Source organism: Microbacterium sp. F1-18 (assembly GCF_052921305.1).
The window spans coordinates 473,680-491,758 of record NZ_JBREVD010000001.1; the positions used below are offsets into that span (position 1 = coordinate 473,680).

16 protein-coding genes are annotated in these 18,079 nt (G+C 71.0%); 4 read left to right on the forward strand and 12 right to left on the reverse strand.

Going from position 1 to position 18,079, the window contains the following annotated elements:
• Positions 1-49 precede the first annotated feature (49 nt).
• Positions 50-1,690: a phosphoglucomutase (alpha-D-glucose-1,6-bisphosphate-dependent) gene (pgm, locus tag ACU6RU_RS02310; protein ID WP_446725800.1), complete on the forward strand. Its 1,641-nt coding sequence runs from the start codon at positions 50-52 to the stop codon at positions 1,688-1,690.
• 118 nt (positions 1,691-1,808) lie between these two features.
• On the opposite strand, the gene ACU6RU_RS02315 is transcribed toward pgm, so the two are convergent.
• Positions 1,809-2,297: a MarR family winged helix-turn-helix transcriptional regulator gene (locus ACU6RU_RS02315; protein WP_120263450.1), complete on the reverse strand. Its 489-nt coding sequence runs from the start codon at positions 2,295-2,297 to the stop codon at positions 1,809-1,811.
• Between the two features lie 92 nt (positions 2,298-2,389).
• On the opposite strand from ACU6RU_RS02315, the gene ACU6RU_RS02320 reads away from it, so the two are divergent.
• Complete coding sequence (locus ACU6RU_RS02320) at positions 2,390-3,319, forward strand: NADP-dependent oxidoreductase (protein WP_446725801.1); 930 nt, start codon at positions 2,390-2,392, stop codon at positions 3,317-3,319.
• Between the two features lie 107 nt (positions 3,320-3,426).
• Here the strand turns inward: ACU6RU_RS02320 and ACU6RU_RS02325 are convergent, their stop codons facing one another.
• From ACU6RU_RS02325 to ACU6RU_RS02375, 11 genes are all read right to left on the reverse strand, one after another.
• On the reverse strand, positions 3,427-4,047 hold the full coding sequence (locus tag ACU6RU_RS02325; protein WP_120263452.1) for a bifunctional 4-hydroxy-2-oxoglutarate aldolase/2-dehydro-3-deoxy-phosphogluconate aldolase: 621 nt from the start codon (positions 4,045-4,047) through the stop codon (positions 3,427-3,429).
• Positions 4,044-4,982, reverse strand: coding sequence for a sugar kinase (locus tag ACU6RU_RS02330; RefSeq protein WP_446725802.1), 939 nt, complete (start codon positions 4,980-4,982; stop codon positions 4,044-4,046). Before ACU6RU_RS02330 ends, ACU6RU_RS02325 begins: the two co-directional genes overlap by 4 nt.
• Positions 4,979-5,818: a 5-dehydro-4-deoxy-D-glucuronate isomerase gene (kduI, locus tag ACU6RU_RS02335; RefSeq protein WP_446725803.1), complete on the reverse strand. Its 840-nt coding sequence runs from the start codon at positions 5,816-5,818 to the stop codon at positions 4,979-4,981. The genes ACU6RU_RS02330 and kduI overlap by 4 nt, the downstream gene beginning before the upstream one ends.
• A 58-nt stretch (positions 5,819-5,876) precedes the next feature.
• Complete coding sequence (gene kduD / locus ACU6RU_RS02340; RefSeq protein WP_120263454.1) at positions 5,877-6,641, reverse strand: 2-dehydro-3-deoxy-D-gluconate 5-dehydrogenase KduD; 765 nt, start codon at positions 6,639-6,641, stop codon at positions 5,877-5,879.
• On the reverse strand, positions 6,638-7,513 hold the full coding sequence (locus ACU6RU_RS02345) for a fumarylacetoacetate hydrolase family protein (protein WP_259455249.1): 876 nt from the start codon (positions 7,511-7,513) through the stop codon (positions 6,638-6,640). Before ACU6RU_RS02345 ends, kduD begins: the two co-directional genes overlap by 4 nt.
• Positions 7,510-8,748: a glycoside hydrolase family 88 protein gene (locus ACU6RU_RS02350; RefSeq protein WP_120263455.1), complete on the reverse strand. Its 1,239-nt coding sequence runs from the start codon at positions 8,746-8,748 to the stop codon at positions 7,510-7,512. The genes ACU6RU_RS02345 and ACU6RU_RS02350 overlap by 4 nt, the downstream gene beginning before the upstream one ends.
• A gap of 21 nt (positions 8,749-8,769) precedes the next feature.
• Positions 8,770-9,441 carry a DUF624 domain-containing protein gene (locus tag ACU6RU_RS02355; protein WP_259455250.1) on the reverse strand — a complete coding sequence of 224 codons (672 nt, stop codon included), beginning with the start codon at positions 9,439-9,441 and terminating at the stop codon, positions 8,770-8,772.
• 4 nt (positions 9,442-9,445) lie between these two features.
• Positions 9,446-10,366: a carbohydrate ABC transporter permease gene (locus tag ACU6RU_RS02360; RefSeq protein WP_120263456.1), complete on the reverse strand. Its 921-nt coding sequence runs from the start codon at positions 10,364-10,366 to the stop codon at positions 9,446-9,448.
• Positions 10,366-11,301: a carbohydrate ABC transporter permease gene (locus tag ACU6RU_RS02365; RefSeq protein ID WP_120263457.1), complete on the reverse strand. Its 936-nt coding sequence runs from the start codon at positions 11,299-11,301 to the stop codon at positions 10,366-10,368. Before ACU6RU_RS02365 ends, ACU6RU_RS02360 begins: the two co-directional genes overlap by 1 nt.
• A gap of 93 nt (positions 11,302-11,394) precedes the next feature.
• A complete protein-coding gene (locus tag ACU6RU_RS02370; RefSeq protein WP_446725804.1) occupies positions 11,395-12,678 on the reverse strand; it encodes an ABC transporter substrate-binding protein in 1,284 nt (427 codons plus the stop codon).
• Entirely contained in the window at positions 12,675-14,693 is a 2,019-nt protein-coding gene (locus ACU6RU_RS02375) for a DUF2264 domain-containing protein (protein ID WP_446725805.1), read from the reverse strand. The genes ACU6RU_RS02370 and ACU6RU_RS02375 overlap by 4 nt, the downstream gene beginning before the upstream one ends.
• Positions 14,694-14,858: 165 nt before the next feature.
• Here ACU6RU_RS02375 and ACU6RU_RS02380 point away from each other — a divergent pair, with 165 nt between their 5' ends.
• The gene (locus ACU6RU_RS02380; protein WP_446725806.1) at positions 14,859-16,742 is read left to right on the forward strand and encodes a heparinase II/III domain-containing protein; all 1,884 of its coding nucleotides are present in this window, start codon (positions 14,859-14,861) and stop codon (positions 16,740-16,742) included.
• The gene (locus ACU6RU_RS02385) at positions 16,739-17,854 is read left to right on the forward strand and encodes a substrate-binding domain-containing protein (protein ID WP_120263461.1); all 1,116 of its coding nucleotides are present in this window, start codon (positions 16,739-16,741) and stop codon (positions 17,852-17,854) included. Before ACU6RU_RS02380 ends, ACU6RU_RS02385 begins: the two co-directional genes overlap by 4 nt.
• The last annotated feature ends 225 nt before the right edge of the window (positions 17,855-18,079 follow it).

Sequence of the window (18,079 nt, forward strand, 5' to 3'; positions counted from 1 at the left end):
CCGTGTCAATCCGCCACCGCCGAGCCCGGAAGCGGGCAGACTAAGCATCATGAGCCGTGCAGGAGCGCCCGCAGAAGCATCCGACCTCATCGACATCGATGAGCTGATCGCCGCGTACTACGACCGGAAGCCGGATGCCGCGATCCCCGGGCAGCGCGTGGCGTTCGGCACGAGCGGGCACCGGGGTTCGTCGCTGTCGACGAGCTTCAACGAAGACCACATCCTCGCCACGACCCAGGCCATCGTCGATTACCGGCGCGCGCAGGGCATCGAGGGGCCGCTCTTCCTCGGGCGCGACACGCACGGGCTGTCCCTTCCCGCCGAGCGCAGCGCCATCGAGGTTCTCGTTGCGAACGGCGTCGACGTCCGCATCGACTCCCGCGACTCGTGGGTGCCGACACCCGCGCTCAGCCACGCGATCCTGACGTACAACCGCGGTCGCGCGCTCGATGACGCAGGCCGCGCCGACGGCATCGTCGTGACGCCCTCGCACAACCCGCCGCGCGACGGCGGCTTCAAGTACAACCCCCCGCACGGCGGGCCCGCCGACACCGATGCGACTTCGTGGATCGCCGACCGCGCGAACGAGCTGATCGCCGCAGGCCTCGAGGGCGTACATCGCACGCGCCATGCCGACATCGACCTCGACACGCTCGGCCAGTACGACTTCCGCGACGCCTACGTGCGCGACCTCGCCACGATCATCGACGTCGACGCCATCAAAGCGTCGGGCGTGCGCATCGGGGCCGACGCGCTCGGCGGCGCCTCGGTGGAGTACTGGGCGCTCATCGCCGAGGTCTACGGCCTCGATCTCACGGTCGTGAACCCCGAGGTCGACCCGACCTGGAAGTTCATGACGCTCGACTGGGACGAGAAGATCCGCATGGATCCGTCGTCGCCGTCGGCGATGGCCGCGCTTGTCGCCCGTCGCGACGAGTACGACATCCTCACCGGGAACGACGCCGACGCCGACCGTCACGGCATCGTGACGCCCGACGCGGGCCTGATGAACCCGAACCATTTCCTCGCCGTCGCGATCGACTATCTGTTCGCGAACCGTCCGGGATGGCCGACGGATGCCGCGGTCGGCAAGACACTGGTGTCGTCGATGCTCATCGATCGTGTGGCCGAGTCGCTCGGCCGCGCGCTGCTCGAGGTGCCCGTCGGGTTCAAGTGGTTCGTGCCGGGCCTGCTCGACGGTTCGGTCGCCTTCGGCGGCGAAGAGTCGGCGGGGGCCTCGTTCCTCCGCAAGGACGGCAGCGTGTGGACGACCGACAAGGACGGCATCCTGCTGTGCCTGCTCGCCGCCGAGATCCTGGCCGTCACCGGCAAGACCCCCTCGCAGCGGTACGCCGAGCTCGAAGCGCAGTTCGGCTCGTCGGCCTACCAGCGTGTCGACGCCCCGGCCACGCCCGAGCAGAAGGCCGCCCTCGGCAAGCTCTCGGGCGACGCCGTGACGGCCACCGAGCTGGCGGGCGAGCCCATCACGGCGAAGCTCTCGCACGCCCCGGGCAACGGCGCCGCGATCGGCGGTCTCAAGGTGCAGACCGAGCATGCGTGGTTCGCCGCGCGCCCGTCGGGCACCGAGGACGTCTACAAGCTCTACGCCGAGAGCCTGCGCGGCCCGGAGCACCTGGCAGAGGTGCAGGCCGAGGCCCGCGCCGTGGTCGCGGCCGCGCTCGGCGCCTGATCCCCGCTGGGCATCCTCGCATCACCCCCAATGCACGGCTGAGCGCCGAGTGCACGACCTTCGAGCGTGAGTAGGCCGTGCACGCGCGGCGAAGCCGTGCGCTCGGGCGATGCCGCGGTCAGCGACGCCGGGATGCCGAACGCGGCGGCGCCGCGCGCAGGTGCGCCGTCACGCTGCGAAGGATGCGCGCGAGGTCGGCGGCATCCGCATCCGATAGCGGCGCGAACAGCAGCCGATGCACGGTCTCGATGTGACCGGGGAACACGGCGGCCAGAACGTCGCGCCCCGCACCCGTCAGCGCGACCACGGTGCTGCGCTCGTCCTCCGGAGACGGTGACCGCGTGACGTATCCGCGCTGCTCGAGCAGCGTGGCCTGGTAGGTCAGCCCGCTGCGGCTGTACACCACGCCGTCGGCGAGATCGGTCATGCGCAGGGTGCCGCCCGGGGCGTCGTTCAACCGTGCCAGCAGCTGGAACTGCACGTAGCTCAGGCCGCCGGCATCCTTCAGCTGCGCCTCGACGGCGGGACGCAGCAGGCTGCCCACCTCCGTGAAGGCGAGGTAGGCCTCGAGCTGCGTCGACGTCAGGGAGCGTGGCGCGTTGGTCATGGTCTCGATCTTACCCATTGCTTCACATTCGAAGCAGTGCTACGTTCTCCGTATCGCTTCGAATTCGAAGCAATTGAGCAAAGGATCGCATCATGAATGCAGTGCAGTTCTCTCAGACCGGTGGCCCCGAGGTTCTCGAGATCGTCGACATCGACCGCCCCGAGCCGGCCGCGGGGCAGGTCCGTATCCGGGTCGCCGCGTCGGCGTACAACGCGGCGGACGGCGGGATGCGCGCGGGCTTCCTCCCCATCCCGATCGATCTGCCCCACGTGCCCGGGTACGACGTCTCGGGGCGCGTCGACGCGGTCGGTACGGGTGTGACCGGCCTCACGGTGGGCGACGCGGTGGTCGCGTTCCTCCCGATGGAGCACGACGGCGGGGCGGCGGAGTTCGTGCTGGCCCCCGCCGACGCCGTGGTCGCCGCGCCCACGAGCGTTCCCCTCGCCGATGCCGCCGCGCTCCCCTCCGTCGCGCTGACCGCCTGGCAGGCCCTCGTCGACGACGGTCGCCTCGAGTCGGGCCAGCGTGTGCTGATCGTCGGCGCCGGCGGTGTCGTCGGAAAGTACGCCGTCCAGCTCGCCAAGCGCGCCGGCATCCACGTCATCGCCACCGCCAGCCCCCGCAGCGTCGACGCCGTCCGCGCCGCCGGAGCCGACCAGATCATCGACCACACCGCGGCCGACGTGCTGGGCGCGATCGACGGACCGGTCGACGTGCTGCTGAACCTCGCCCCCATCGAACCCGAGCTGTTCGAGACCTACGTCGGGGCCGTCGCGGACGGCGGCGCGGTCGTCAGCACGACGGCGTTCATGGCCACCCCGGGCGACGAGGGGCGCGGCGTCCGCGCCGCGACGGTGTTCGTCCGCCGCGATCGCGACCGGCTCGCCGAGCTGGTCCGCCTGGTCGACGAGGGCGCCCTCACCATCGAGGTCACGCGGCGCATCCCCCTGGCTGAGCTCCCCGCACTGCACGCTGAAGCAACCGAGAGCGGCATCGCGGGCAAGGTCATCGTCGTCCTCTGAGCGACGTCATCCTCGCATCACCCCCAATGCACGGCCGAGCGCCGAGTGCACGACCTTCGAGCGTGAGCAGGCCGTGCACTCGCGGCGAGGCCGTGCGCTCGGGCGAGTCAGCGCGCGAGGAGCTCGGCCAGGCGGGGCAGCTGCGACTCGTCTTCCAGGGCGGAGCCGACCGCGACGACGCGCACGCCGGCGTCGAGGAACGCCTCCGCGTTCGCGGCATCCATCCCGCCGGTCGCGACGAAACGCACACCCGGGAACGGCCCGCGGATGTGCCGGAACCAGTCGACCCCGAGCCAGTGCGCCGGGAACGCCTTGAGCCACGGGAGTCCGAGTGCCACGGCCCGCTGCACCTCACCCGGGGTCGCGACGCCGGGCAGGATCGGGATGCCGTGTCGCTGCGCCGCACGCACGACCTCGGGGTCGAGCCCCGGCGAGACGACGTAGGCCGCGCCGGCGTCGACGGCGAGAGCGACCTGGTCGACGGTGACGACGGTCCCGGCGCCGACCGCCTTGCCGCGCTCGGCCCCCAGACGCACGACCTCGCGGAGCGCCCGCTCGTCTTCGTCGGTCTGCAGCGGCACCTCGACCGAGTCGATACCCAGGTCCCACGCGGTGGTCGCGAGCCGCACGGAGCGTTCGAGACCCATGCCCCGCAGGATCGCCATGAGAGGGGCGCCAGCGAAGATGTCGTCGAGCGCCGTGTTCGCGTCGGTGTGCAGGGTGGTCATGAGGGAGTCCTCTCGCGGGATGGTTCGTTCTGGTCGGGCGCCGGGGCGGGGTCGGGGAAGTCGCCCGTCGTGGCCATCGTGAGTGCCGCACGCTCGTGCCCCGACCGCAGTCGGTCGTGCGGCGCGGCGCCGGCGAGCAGCGCCGCGAGGTAGCCGCCCGCGAACGCATCGCCGGCCCCGACGGGCTCGACGACGTCGACGACGAGAGCCGGCTCGAACACGACGTCATCGCCGGCGAAGAGCGTGGCCCCGACGGCGCCGTCCTTGACGACGAGCTGCGGGACGTCGGGCAGCAGCGCCCGGACGGCGTCAGCATCCGCCGTGGCCCAGAGCGTCTCGGCCTCGTCGCGTCCGACGAAGACGACGTCTGCACGTCGTGCCAGGTCGAGCAGCGGGCCGGATGCCGCGGTCTCGCTCCACAGGGGCGCGCGGTGATTGACGTCGACGCTGACAGGCACCCCCGCCTCTCGCGCGCGGTCGACGAGTCGTCGTACGAACGCCGGCGCCGTGCCGCCGAGCGCGGCCGTGATTCCCGAGACGTGCAGCATCGCCACACCGTTCCACGAGATGGCGTCGGCGTCGGCCTCGGAGAGGTGGGCGGCGGCCGAGCCCGCGCGGTAGTACGCGACGCCGTGGCCGGGGTCCTTCAGGTAGAGCCCGGTCGGGTGCTCGGCGTCGACGACCACGCGCGAGACGTCGACGCCGCGCCGCGCCACCCGCGACACGACGCGCCGGCCGAGGGCGTCGTCGCCGACGCGCGAGAACCACGCGGCGGGCTGACCGGCGGCGGCCGCGTGCGCGGCCACGTTCGACTCCGCTCCCCCGGCGTCGATGCGGAACACCTCGGCGCGCTCGAGCCGCTCGGCAGCGGCGGGCGCGACCATCGCCATCGTCTCGCCCGCCGTCAACAGCACACCGCCCACCGGACCGCTCACTTCAGGGTCGTGACGGGTGCGGCGTCCATGTCGTCGAACGCCTGGTTCTCGCCTGCCATCGCCCAGATGAACGAGTAGGCCGCTGTGCCCACACCCGAGTGCAGCGACCAGCTCGGCGAGATGATCGCCTGACGGTCGGCGACGACGAGGTGCCGCGTCTCCTCGCGCTCACCCAACAGATGGATGACGCGGGCGTCGTCAGGCAGGTCGAAGTACAGGTAGCACTCGGTGCGGCGGTCGTGGGTATGGGCGGGCATCGTGTTCCACATCGACCCCTCGTGCAGGGTCGTGACACCCATCACGATCTGGCAGCTCTTCACGCCGTTCTCGTGGATGTACTGGTTGAGCGTGCGGCGGTTGCTGGTGGCCTGGTCGCCGAGCTCGCGCACGGTGCCCTCGCCGGGCGAGACCAGAGCCGCCGGGTAGGCCGTGTGCGCCGGTGCCGAGAACAGGTAGAACTGCGTACCCCGCTGGCCATCGGCCGCGTCCGCGTCGGCGAACACGATGTCGCGGATGCCGCGACCGAGGTACAGGCACGCGCCCGTCACGAGCGTGTGGACCTCGCCGTCGGCGGTGACCGTGCCGGTGCCGCCGACGTTGATGATGCCGAGCTCGCGGTGCTCCAGGAAGTAGTCGCTGCGGATCTCGGGGTAGCCGGGAAGCGCCAGCTCGCGCCCGGCCGGGACCGCACCGCCGAGCACGATGCGATCGTGGTGGGTGTAGACGACGGTGATCTCACCCGGCACGAACACCTCGGGCACGAGATACTGCTCGCGCAGATCGGCGGTGGTCATGCCGGGGATCTGCGCGGGGTTGGTCGCGTAACGCTGCTGCATGGGGTTCCCTTCTGGGGCGGGCCGGCGGGAGTGCCGGGGGGGGTGAGACGGAGTCGGATCAGCGGACGAGCCAGCCGCCGTCGACGGGCACGATCGCCCCGGTGACGTAGGCGGCGGCATCCGAGGCGAGGAAGACGAAGGCGCCCTGCAGGTCGCCGGGCGTTCCCCACCGGCCGGCGGGGATGCGGGCGAGGATCGACGCCTCGCGGTCGGCGTCGGCGCGGATCGGCGCGGTGTTGTCGGTAGCCATGTAGCCGGGCGCGACCGCGTTGACGGTCACCCCCGACGCGGCCCACTCGTTCGCGAGCGCTTTGGTGAGACCGGCGACCGCATGCTTCGAGGCGGCATAGCCGGGCACGAGGATGCCGCCCTGGAACGACAGCATCGAGGCGACGTTGATGATGCGCCCCGAGCCCTGCGCGATCATGCGGCGCCCGGCCGCCTGCGACAGATGGAACACGGCGTCGAGGTTGACCGCGAGCACGTCGTCCCAGTCGGCGGCCGGGTGGTCGGCGGCCGGGGCACGACGGATGATCCCGGCGTTGTTGACGAGGATGTCGATGCCGCCGAGCTCGGCGACCGTCTCGGCGACCGCGTCGGCGAGCTGCTCCGGCGTCGCGGTGCCGAGATCGAGGCGGATGCGGTGCGCGCGGCGACCGAGGGCGGTGATCGCCTCCGCCGTCTCGGCCGCGTCGCCGCGGTCGAGCAGCGCGACATCCGCGCCGGCCTCGGCGAGCGCGACGGCGGCCCCCTGGCCGAGGCCGCGGGTCGAACCGGTGACGAGCGCGACGCGCCCGTCCAGGCGGAAGGAATCGAGGATCATGCGGGGCCTCCGATGAAGGTGGTGGTCAGTTCGCCGAGACGCTCGATGCGCACGGTGACGGCGTCGCCGCCGCGCAGCGGCCGATGCGCGGCCTGCGCGTCGGGCAGCTTCTGCGGGGTGCCGGTCGAGATGACATCGCCGGGTTCGAGGGTCATGACGCTGCTGAGATACGACACGACGCGCGCGACCGAGAAGATCGTGGTGGCGGTGGACTGCGAGACGGTCACGACACCGTCGCGGACGACCTCGACGAGCATGTCCTGCGGGTCGCCCGCTTCGTCGGGCGTGACGAGCCAGGGCCCGAGCGGCGCGAAACCGTCGAAGCACTTGCCCATCGCCCACTGGCTCTGCCGCCGCTGCCACGAGCGATCGGACACGTCGTTGAGGATCGTGTAGCCGGCGACATGCGCGAGCGCCGTCGCCTCATCGACGTCCTTGGCCTGCTGCCCGATGACGACGGCGATCTCGCCCTCGTAGTCGACGTCGTCCGCGACCGCGGGCACCACGACGGGGTCGGCCGGTCCGCCGAGGGTGTTGGGGGTCTTCACGAAGACATCGGGGAACGCGGGGTCGTCGGCGGTCGGGTCGACGCCGTCGGGCACATGCCCGCGGTAGTTGTAGCCGAGGCACAGGATCTTGCCCGGTCGCACGGGCGCCTCGAGCCGAACCGACGACAGCTCGGGGTCGGTGGCGCCGGCGCGAGCGACGGCCGCGTCGAGGGCCGGTCGACCGGCGAGGATCAGCTCGGGCAACGGAGCCGCGCCCAGGTCGACGACGCGGTCGACGCCGGCCACCGTGACGACGACGCCCGAGCGGATGCCGTCGTCGCCGGCCTCGGCGGCACGGGCAGGGCGGTAGCGGACGAGCCTCACCAGTACGGCTTCCAGTCGGGGCGTGCGGCGCGCACCAGAGCTTCGAGGTAGAAGTAGTCGCCCCACAGCGTGCCCTCGTCGACGCCGACCGACTTCGGCAGGTCGTAGACGCTGTGCAGGAGCACCGCATCGGCGGCTTCGGGACTCTCGGGCGTGTAGTTCTCGATGAGCGACGCGAGGATCTCGTGGGCCGCGGCCCGGTAGCGGGAAGCGGCGTCGGGATCGGCATCCGCCCCCTCGCCGAGCACGCCGGCGAGCTCGAACAGCCCCGACACCGCGATCGCGGCCGACGAGCTGTCGCGCGGCGCGTCGGCGCCGTCGGTGTAGACCATGTCCCAGAACGGCACCCGATCGCTCGGGAGGTGCGACAGGAAGCGTTCGGCGCAGCGCCGCGACGCGTCGAGCAGGGCGGGATCGCCGGTCGCGCGGTGGTTCATCGCGAAGCCGTAGATGCCCCACGCCTGCCCGCGTGCCCAGCACGAGTCGTCGAACGCCCCCTGCTCGGTCGCACCGCGCAGGGGCGCGCCGGTCTCGGGGTCCCAGTAGAACGTGTGGAAGGTCGTGTCGTCGTCGCGCAGGATGTGGGTGCGCAGCTGCGTCGTGTGGCGACGCACGGCATCGGCGAAGCGCTCCTGCCCGGTCTGCTCCCCCGCCCAGGTGAGCAGCGGCATGTTCATGAGGCTGTCGACGATCGTGCGTCCGCGCTGCGCGGGATCGGAGAGGTCTCCCCACGCCTGGATGATGCCCGCGGGCTCGAGGAACCGGCGCATGAGGTGATCGGCCGCCGCCAGGGCCGTCTCGCGCGCGTCCTCGTCGCCGAGCAGCCGGTAGGGCGCGACCGAGGCGAGGCTGTACAGGAACCCCAGGTCGTGCGTGTCGAGGTCGTCCTCTTCGCGGATCCGTCGCGCGAAGTCCGCGGCGTGAGCGAGCCCCGCCTCCCGGAAGAAGGGGTCGCCGGTGATCTCCCACGCGATCCACATCATCCCCGGCCAGAAACTGGTCGTCCACCCGCGGTTCGCCCCGGCGGGAAACCCGTTCGCCGCCGGTCGGATCGGATACCGGTCGTCGCGCGTCGTGTCGTCGGGGTAGCGCAGCCCGAACGTCTCGATGTTGCGGCGCAGCGTGGCCACGACGGCCCCGATGGCCGCCTCGATCGCGGCAGTGTCGGCGGCGGTGTCGGCAGCAGTGTGGGCGCCCGTGGGCGCGCCGAGGTCGGTGCCGGGGAGGGATGTCATGTCGAGGGGTTCCTTCGGGGTTCAGACGGCCTGGGGCTCGGGATCGCCGAGCGCCGGACGGAGGATGTAGCGGGCGTTGGCCCAGGCGAGGTAGAGCGCCGGCGCCGAGGTGAGACCGATCGCGATGGCCGGCATCGCGGCGAAGAGGCCCGCTTGCAGCGCGATGACGGCGAGCGAGACCAGGCTCAGCCACCACCGGCGCACGCTCAGGAGCACCGCGGCCCGCGCGATCGAGCGCAGCGAGGCGTCCGGCTCCTCGGCGAGCGCCGCGAACGCGACGAGACCCGAGGCGAGCAGGACCACGGTCAGCACGCCCAGCAGGGGCACGACCGCTACTCCCGCCTGCAGCGGTGCGAAGAAGCGCACGTCCACGAGCACGACGACGAGGGCGGCCACGACGACCGCGCCGAGCACGAGTGCCTTGCGCCACGAACGCTTCCAGCTGCGGACGAATACGCGGACGACCTGGCTCTCGCCCTCGCCGTGAGCACGGAAGGTCGCGAACGCCGCCGCGATCCCCGGCGCGCACAGCGGCGCGACGACGGCCAGCATCGGCCACGACAGCGCGGGGTCGGTGATCACCAGCAGCACGACGAGCGGCAGGCACGACGCGAGCAGCAGCAGATTCGTCATGAGTCCGAGGTAGACGACGCCGAAGAGGGTCGCGTACGTGTTGTGCGAGATGCGCTTCACGGCCTCAGCCCTTCATCCCGCTCGTCGCGATGCCTTCGACGAAGTACTTCTGCCCGACGAGGAAGATGATCGCGATGGGCACCACCGAGATGACGAGTCCGGCGAACAGCAGGGCGTAGTTGGTGTCGTAGAGGTTGCTGACGAAGCTCTTCAGCCCGAGCTGAATGGTCCACAGGTCGGGGTTGCGCAGGTAGATGAGCGGTCCGAGGTAGTCGTTCCAGGTGTTCACGAACGTCAGGAGCGTGAGGCTGGCGAGGGCGGGCACCGACAGGGGCAGCATGATGCGGCGCCAGATGCCGTACTCGCTCAGGCCGTCCAGACGCGCGGCCTCCGAGAGCTCTTCGGGGATCGTCTCGTAGAACTGCTTCATCAGGAACACCCCGAAGGCGCCGAACGCCTGGATGAGGATGATGGCCCACAGCGTGTTCGAGACCTTGACGTTCGAGAGCAGGATGAACTGCGGGATCATGTACGACTGCCACGGCACGGCGATGGTGCCGATGTAGGCGAGGAAGAGCACGTCGCGTCCGGGGAAGCGGATGCGGGCGAAGCCGTACGCCGCGAACGAGCCCGTCAGCACCTGCAGGAAGGTGACGACGACCGCGAGCACGAGCGTGTTGCGGATCCAGGTCAGCATCCCCGACTGGTTCCAGATGTCGACGTAGTTCTGCCAGACGAACACCTCGGGGATCCACTGGATCGGCACCGAGAAGACCTCGTTCGCCGTCTTGAGCGAGCTCATGATCATCCAGAAGAACGGCAGCAGCAGCGCTGCGGCGGCGATGATGAGCGCGATGTAGCCGGCGATGCGGCCCACGCGGCGCAGCGGCGACACGGTGTCGGGTCGATGGCCGTCGGGCAACCCGTCGGCTGCGATCTTGCGCAGCGCCCGGCGGTCGTCTTGGGGTACGAGAAGATTCGTCATCAGACGTTCCTCCGCTTGTTCCAGATGAACTGGAGGATGGTCACGAGGATGCAGAGGAAGAAGAGCGCCACGGCGGCCGCGGAGGCGTAGCCGAACTGGTTCTCCTCAAATCCTTTGCGGTAGATGAACTGCGAGATCACGAGCGTCGACTGACCCGGCCCGCCCTCGGTCATGACGAGGATCAGGTCGAAGATCTTGAACGAGTTGATCGTGAGCATCACGGTGACGAAGAACATCGTGGGTCGCAGGCACGGCAGGGTGACGTTCACGAAGCGCTCCCACGCGTTCGCGCCGTCCATGCGGGCGGCCTCGTAGAGCTCGCGGGGCACGGTCTGCAGCCCTGCGAGGAACAGGATCATGTAGTAGCCCATGTCGCGCCAGGTGCTGACGATGACGACGGCGGGCATCGCCCACTCCGACGAGGTGAGCCAGCCGGGCGGGTTGGCGATGCCGACGGCGCGGAGGATCTCGTTGATCGGGCCGTACTCGGGGCTGAAGAGCAGGTTCCACACGACCGCGATCGCGACGATCGAGGTGATGTAGGGGAAGAACGCGGCCGTGCGGAAGAACGCGACGCCGCGCAGCTTGTTGTTCAGCAGCAGCGCGAGACCGAGCGACGCGACGATCGTCAACGGGATGTGCAGCGCCGCGTAGTAGAGGGTGTTGACGAACGAGATGCGGAAGCTGCCGTCACCGAGCAGTCGCTCGAAGTTGTCGAGCCCCACCCAGTTCGCCGTGCCGAAGATGTTCCAGTTCGTCAGCGACATGTAGAAGAGGGTGATGACCGGCACGAGGGTCAGCAGGGCGAAACCGACGAAGTTCGGCAGGATGAAGCTCCACCCCAGCAGCGTGTTGCGCAGGGTCAGCTTCGATCTCCTGCGGCGCTGCGCCGGCTCGGGGCGGCGCGCCTTCGGGGAGGCGGCGGTGGTGGTCATGGTGTCTCCTGGGGAGGACGGCGGGGGATGCGGCCGGCGCGGGGGTGCCGCGCCGGCCGCGGGGTGCCGTCGGTCAGGCGACGGCACACGGGATCAGTCGAGACCGACCTCGTTGGCGACACGGTCCTCGGCCTCGGTGATGGCCTGCTCGACCGGGGTCGAGCCCGACAGGATCGCGCTGTGCATGTCGTTGAGGATGTTCTGGATCGCCGCCGTCTTGTTCGACGTCGGGTTCTCGGGGTGGACGTCACCGGTCGACCAGGCGAACTTCGACAGCTCGTCGGTCGGCGCACCCTCGACGGCGAAGTACGCCTCGGTGACGGCGTCGTTCGACGCGGCCGGCGTGATGCCGATCTTCGCCAGCTCCTCGGCGGCTTCCAGGCTCGCGGCGTAAGCGAGGAAGTCCTTCGCCGCCTGCACCTTGGCGCCGTCGATGTTGGCGTTGATCGAGAAGCCGGTCGGGTCGCCGAACGTCACCGGCGTGTTGTCCATGCCCGTCGTCGACGCGTCGAGCTGCGGGATCGGGGCGATGCCCCACTCGAAGTCGTTCGCCTCGCCCGAGGCCTGCTGCGAGATCAGGGTCGCGACGTACCACGTGCCCATCGGCAGCATCGCGGCCTTCTGCGTGCCGAACTCGCCCTGGTAGGTGAGCTGGTTGGCCGTCGAGGTGTTGAAGTCGACCTGAGCGCCGGCGTCCTGGAGCGCGAGCACCCGGTCGTAGTAGTCGGCGAAGTAGCCGTAGTCGCCCGAGAGCACGTCGGTGTCTTCCTGCGCCGAGGCGAAGCCCTGCACGGTCGACTGCCAGCGGTGCTGGTAGGCGCCCTTCGCGACGCCCGCGGTGTTGATCGCCTCGGCGGCGGCGTCGTAGTCCTCCCAGGTCCACGAGCCGTCGGGGTACTCCTGGCCCGCCGCGTCGAAGAGCGCCTTGTTGTAGAACAGCACCCAGCGGTCCTGACGGTAGGGCACGCCGTAGGCGGTTCCGTCGACCTCGTACGACGAGGCGCCGCCGACGCCGTCGGGCAGCTCGACGTCGGAGACGTCCATGAGCTGGCCGCCCTCCTGGAACGTCGTGACGAACTTCACCTCTTTCTGGGTGATGATGTCGGGTCCGACACCGGCCGCGAGGTCGGCGGTGACCAGCGTGTTGTACTCGGCCGCGTCGTACTGCTTGAGCTCGACCGTGACGTCGGGGTTCTTCTCGTGGAAGGCGTCGGCGAGCACCTGGAACTCGGGCGTGGTGTCGAGGCTCCATCCCGAGAGGGTCAGGGTGACGGGGCCGTCGGCGGTCTGGGCGGGCTCGGATCCCCCGCCGCAGGCGGCGAGCGACAGGGTGGCGACGACCGCCATTCCCGCCGCGGCTGCGAACTTGCGCTTCATGCGTGCTGCTCCTTTGCGATTGCGTGCGAGGTCCCACGTCGGACCTCGTGGTGCCGAAGCGCCGGGGCAGGCGATTCGGGGTCGGTGAGTCGGCTCACGGTGCGGGCCCTGTCGGGCCAGGTGACCGTGACCGTGGCGCCATCGATGGCGACGGTCGCGTGCGGCGCGGAGTGCTCGCCGCCGGCGAGATCGAGCAGGGCGACGACGGGCTCGCCGACGCGCACCTCGTGCTCGCTGACGGGCACGAGCGTGCGGACGCCGAGCGGATCGGCGTGCGCACGGGACACGAGCCCGGCGACGCCCGCGGGGAACAGTGCTCGGATGCCGCTGCTGCGGTCCCGCGACGACACCCAGGCTCCGGTGTCGTCGGTGCCGCCGACGACCTCGTCGCCCGAGAGCGGCCAGCCGCCCAGGCGGAGCCGCAGCGACGCGGCATCCTGCCCCGGCGCGAGCGCGTCGACGACGACGATGCGCACCTCCGACGACCCGCGGACGATCGAGGTGGTCGTGATGGTGCCGACGGACGTGGCCTCTCCGGCCAGCCCGGATCCGTGACGGTGCACCGTGGGCGCGGGGTCGACGAGGTGCGCGTCCCAGCGCGATGCCGCGATGCCGACACGTCCGTCCGCGTCGTCCTGCACGCGCACATCCCGCAGGGTCATCGCCGTGCGGTGCGTCGCGCGTCCGTCGGAGTCGACGAGGGCGACCGACTGTTCGAGGGGCTCGAGCCAGCCCCGGTCGTCGACGATCGGCGAGGTGGCGGTCGAGTAGCCCAAGCGCGCGTAGAGCGGCGAGTCGGTCGTGCGGGCGTCCGGGAACGCGTGATCGGTGCCGTGGTTGACGACACGGACGATGCCGTCGCCGGCGGTGCCCGCGACGATCCAGCCGGGCGAGGCGATCGCTCGCAGGACGTCGCCCTCGTCGGTCGGCAGCGGCTCGGCCGGAGCGGTCCACACCGGGTGGTCGGCGGGGAGCAGCAGCCCGAGGAAGCCCTTGACCGCCCAGTAGGGCGAGCCGGGACCCGAGTACGACTGGGCGAGGCCCCGCCAGGGGCCGTGCCATCCCATGGTGAGGATGCCGTCGGCGTCGGGGGCGCCGTGTTCGGCGAAGTGGGTCACGATGCGGTCGGCAGCGTGGCGGAGGCGGCCCGGGGTGTGCGAGGGCACATCCGCGATGACGCCGGCCCAGAACGGCGCCGCGGCGGCGAAGCGGTAGATGAGGCTGCGGCCCTGGATCAGGGGGGAGCCGTCGCCGCCGACGAGAGCGAGGGCGTCGTGGAGAAACGCGTCGAGTCGGGCGACGTCGGCGTCCGTCCGGCCCTCGGCAAGGTCGGCGGCCCCTGCCATCCGCGCCCACAGGATCGGATAGACGTGCAGCGCCCAGCCCACGTAGTGGTCGTACGAACGCTCGGCACCGTCGGAGAGCCAGCCGCCCTCGCGCACGAACGAGTCGTGACGGGCGAGGTCGGCGGCGATGTCGTCGGGCGACCAGGGGCCGCCGACCGAGCGCAGGAAGGTCTGCACGACGATGCGGAACCAGACCCAGTTGGTCTGCGGGTAGGTGTCGTCGCCGACGACGGGAGCGAGGTAGTCGACGACGCGCTGTCGGGTGAGCGCGTCGAGGCGGTCCCAGATCCAGGGACGGGTCAGATCGAGGACGAGGGCGATGGATGCTGCCTCGACCTTGGCCTGCGCGTGCTCCGCCATCCGGACCCACCGGTCGGGCGCGTCAGGATCGACTCCCGAGACGATGCCGCGCGAGTAGTGCGCGATGAGTTCGTCGACTCCCTCGCCTCGCGCCCCCGCGATGCGGAACCCGGCGAGCAGGAACGTGCGCGCGAAGCCCTCGAGTCCGTCGACGGCGTGACCGTAGCCGCCTTCGGCGCCCGGGAAGTGGGTGCGGCCCGCGCCGGGCGTCGCGTGGCGGAGCGCGGCGTCGAGCAGAACGTCGGCGCGGGCGAGCCAGGCGTCACGCGCAGTCGCGCCGTGGGGCGGGTTCGGGTGCTCGGACGTCACCGGTTCTCCTTCGAAGGGCTTCGCGGTCGTCATCGTTGATCCCGACCGATTCGGAGATTAGCAACCTGATTCGATCATTGCAAGATCTTCTTCGTTTCCTTATGATCGTTTCTGATCGATTCATTCGTTGGACCGGCGACATCGCCGTCGCCCGAAGGAGCAGCCGTGCTGTGGAACACCGAGGGATTCGCCGGCCCGCTCGCGGCGGTGTGCAGCGGCATCCCGGCCCGCCTCCGCCCGCCCGCCGATGCTCTGCCCGTGCCGTCCGCGGAGGGCTGGACCCGGCGCATCCAGCCGTCCATCGCGCGACATTTCGTCGACCTCGCACGCGCCGACATCGACGAACCCTGGCCGCAGCCCCGCGCGAGCGCGGCCGCGCGCGTGCATCGTGACGGCGATCGCGACGGCTACGAGCAGCAGGTCTTCGCGCGGCAGCGGCGGCTGAGCCGGGCGGTGGTCGCAGCATTGTCGGACGACGATCCCCGATACCTCGACGAGGTGGCGGACGGCGTCTGGCTGCTGTGCGAGCAGTCGACGTGGTGCTGGCCAGCCCACGACGACACCTTCGCGCGGCATGGGTCGGTGCTGGCCACCGTCACCGATCCCTTCCTCGATCTCGGTGCGGGCGAGGTCGTCGGGCAGCTCGCGTGGATCGACCACGTGCTCGGGCGACGCCTCGACGATCGCTACCCGGGACTGCGGCAGCGCATGCGTCACGAAGCCCGGTCGCGCGTCATCGCCCCCTTCCTCCGGCGCCGCGACTGGCACTGGCTCGGCCTCGACGGGCACGTCCACAACTGGAATCCGTGGATCCACGGAAACGTGCTGGTGGCCGCGCTCGTGCTCTGCGATGACGGCGCCGAACGCGACGCGGTCGTCGCCCTCGTCGCGCAGGGCCTCGATCGCTACGTCGCAGCACTGCCGGCCGACGGCGCGATCGACGAGGGCTACGCGTACTGGTGGAACGGCGCGTGCCGGGCGCTCGAGGCCCTCGACGTGCTCGCCTACGCGACCGACGGCGCGTGGGACCCGATTCCCGCCGTCACGTCGCTGCGCGAGACGGTCGCGTTCCCCCATCGTTCGCATCTCGGCGGGCCCTGGTACGTCAACGCGGCCGACGGCCCCGCCCGTCCCCCCGCGGACCAGCCGTGGCACGCCCTGCACCGAGCGGCTCGCACGGTCGGTGACGACGACGCGCGCCGCCACGCCGCCGCCCAACGACGCCCCGATCTGCCCGCCACCGAGGATGCCGGGCTCGGCCGCCTGCTGCGCGCTCTGACCGACGACGCCTGGCTCGCCGCCGCTCCCGGTCCGGGGCCTCTCCCCGCAGAGGTCTGGCTGCCGTCGACGCAGGTCTGGCTGGCACGCGGACGAGCGGGCAGCGCCGCCGGGCTCACGGTCGTGCTCAAGGGCGGCCACAACGACGAGAACCACAATCACAACGACGTCGGCTCTCTCATCGTCGCCTCCGACGGCGTGCCCGTCATCGTCGACGCCGGGCGGCCGACGTACACGGCGCAGACCTTCGGTCCCGACCGGTACGACATCTGGACGATGCAGAGCGACTGGCACAGCGTGCCTCGTGTCTCCGGGATGGCTCAAGATCACGGCGCGGCCTTCGCGGCATCCGATCCGGTCATCGTCCGATCGGATGAGATGCGCGCACTGGATCTCGAGATCGGCGGCGCCTACCCCGCCGGGTCGGTACGCTCGTGGCGACGCCGGGCTGCTCTTCACCGCTCGGGACACGTCACGATCGACGACCGCTGGGAAGCCGCCGGACCGGATACCGAGGTGCGCCTGCTTCTCGCGGGCTCGGTGACGACAGGCGACGGGTGGGCTCGCGTGAGACCGCTCGACGGAGCGACCCCGGTCCGGATCACATGGCCCGCCGCGGCACCGCACACCCTCGTCGTCCGTGAGCTCGACGATCCGATGCTGACCGACGTCTGGGGTGAGCGCCTCAGCCGGCTCGCCGTCGACGTCGACGGTCGTGCCGAGCTGCGTGTCACGGTAGAACAGGAACGGAACGAGGACGAGCGACCATGACCGACCCCACACCGGCGCTGCTGGCCGCCGAGCGCCGCGCGCACATCCTGGCGACCATGGAGCGCGAGGGCGCCGTGCGCATCTCGCAGCTGACCGACGAGCTCGGCGCCGCCACCGTGACCCTCCGACGCGACCTCGCGCAGATGGAGCAGGAGGGGCTGCTCCAGCGTGTGCACGGCGGTGCCATCCCCGCCACCGGCCAGCACGCGCACCCGCCGGTCGCGGGCAGCGGTTCCGAGGCATCCACGGGGTCGATCGCCGTGCTCGTCCCCTCGCTGAACTTCTACTGGCCCGGGGTCGTGCGCGGGATGGAGGCCGCCGCGCGCCGTCACGGCCTGAAAGTACATCTGCGGGGAGCTTCGTACGAGCTGCAGGACGAGCGCCCCGTGCTCGAGCGCCTCGTCGCCAGCGGCGACATCCGCGGCCTGATCGTCGCGCCGAACACCGACACCCCGCACTCACAGGACGTCGTCCAGTGGCTCGCCGACTGCGGCACGCCGAGCGTGCTCGTCGAGCGCGACGCGATCGTCCAGCCCGCCGGAGTGCCCGTCGAGGCCGTGACGACCGACCACGCCCTGGGGGCCGTGCTCGCGGCCCGCCACCTCGCCTCGCTCGGACACCGCAAGGTCGGGCTGGTGCTCTCACGCAACTCCCCCACCTCGCGCAAGATCGCCGCCGGCTGGCAGGCCGCGTGCGAGGAGCTCGGACTCACCCCCGCCCAGCACATCGAGACGACGCTTCCCGACCGGGCGAGCGCGGAGTTCTCCGCAGCGGTCGACACGACCCTCGACCGGGCGCTCGGAAGCGGTGTCACCGCCCTTCTGGTGCATTCGGATCCCGAGGCGATGGCGTTCGTCGACCTCGCGCTGAACCGCGGGATCTCGGTGCCCGAAGACCTGTCGATCATCGCCTACGACGACGAGGTGGCCGAGCTGTTCACGCCCGCCCTCACCGCCGTCGCTCCGCCCCGCGTCAGCGTCGGCGAGACCGCGGTGGAGCTGCTGGTCTCGCGGATGGCCGACCCCGACCGGCCGACCCGGCGCGTGCTGCTCAATCCCACCCTCGTGGTGCGCGAGTCGACCGTCGCTCCCCGCGCGGCAGGCACGGCGTGATCGACCGCCACGACTACTCGCCCTGGGACTTCTGGTCGACCGCCTCCGGTGAGAGCCGGCGGCGCCAGAGCGAGCACCAGGCGACTCTCGTGGCGGCCCACGCCGACTGGAGGTTCGGCGACGGCTGCTTCGTCTCCGAGCTCGCAGCGCTCGATGCCGAGACCCTGACTCTGGGCGACCGCTCGTATATCGCCGCGGGGGCGTACCTGACCGGCACCGTACGCA

Coding starts and splice junctions, on each gene's coding strand:
- pgm (WP_446725800.1), top strand. CDS start 50: ATGAGCCGTGCAGGAGCGCCCGCAGAAGCATCCGACCTCATCGACATC.
- ACU6RU_RS02315 (WP_120263450.1), bottom strand. CDS start 2,297: ATGACCAACGCGCCACGCTCCCTGACGTCGACGCAGCTCGAGGCCTAC.
- ACU6RU_RS02320 (WP_446725801.1), top strand. CDS start 2,390: ATGAATGCAGTGCAGTTCTCTCAGACCGGTGGCCCCGAGGTTCTCGAG.
- ACU6RU_RS02325 (WP_120263452.1), bottom strand. CDS start 4,047: ATGACCACCCTGCACACCGACGCGAACACGGCGCTCGACGACATCTTC.
- kduI (WP_446725803.1), bottom strand. CDS start 5,818: ATGCAGCAGCGTTACGCGACCAACCCCGCGCAGATCCCCGGCATGACC.
- kduD (WP_120263454.1), bottom strand. CDS start 6,641: ATGATCCTCGATTCCTTCCGCCTGGACGGGCGCGTCGCGCTCGTCACC.
- ACU6RU_RS02350 (WP_120263455.1), bottom strand. CDS start 8,748: ATGACATCCCTCCCCGGCACCGACCTCGGCGCGCCCACGGGCGCCCAC.
- ACU6RU_RS02360 (WP_120263456.1), bottom strand. CDS start 10,366: ATGACGAATCTTCTCGTACCCCAAGACGACCGCCGGGCGCTGCGCAAG.
- ACU6RU_RS02365 (WP_120263457.1), bottom strand. CDS start 11,301: ATGACCACCACCGCCGCCTCCCCGAAGGCGCGCCGCCCCGAGCCGGCG.
- ACU6RU_RS02370 (WP_446725804.1), bottom strand. CDS start 12,678: ATGAAGCGCAAGTTCGCAGCCGCGGCGGGAATGGCGGTCGTCGCCACC.
- ACU6RU_RS02385 (WP_120263461.1), top strand. CDS start 16,739: ATGACCGACCCCACACCGGCGCTGCTGGCCGCCGAGCGCCGCGCGCAC.